Here is a 242-nt window from a genome sequence, read left to right as displayed (position 1 = left end):
ATGCATACGTTAGTACGTCATCAATTTGCTCATCAGCAAGAGTTAAACCTTGCTCTTGTACTTCTTTTAATAATTCAGCCTCAAGCGTTGCAAGCTCAGGTGCAATATTATCTGCAGGACGGCAAGTAATTACCTCTGCTCCATCAAGCACACGCTCTTGTAGCTCTTTATTCATAGGTGCTGGTGTTAGGCCATATTCACCTTTTAATACGCCAGCTGTTTCTTTAGTAATTGTTTTATAG

At 40.1% G+C, this 242-nt stretch carries 1 protein-coding gene; it reads right to left on the bottom strand.

What is annotated here, in order from left to right; genetic code table 11:
- Nucleotides 1–242, bottom strand: a 242-nt coding sequence (locus AAEY78_RS14720; RefSeq protein WP_502943795.1) for a hypothetical protein, incomplete at both ends; no start/stop codon positions are given.

Origin of the sequence: Psychrobacter sp. 16-MNA-CIBAN-0192, assembly GCF_040309565.1 — a bacterium.
Taxonomy (GTDB): Bacteria; Pseudomonadota; Gammaproteobacteria; order Pseudomonadales; family Moraxellaceae; genus Psychrobacter.
Note: the sequence above shows the minus strand (reverse complement) of the source record. Positions and strands in the feature narration are given on the sequence as shown.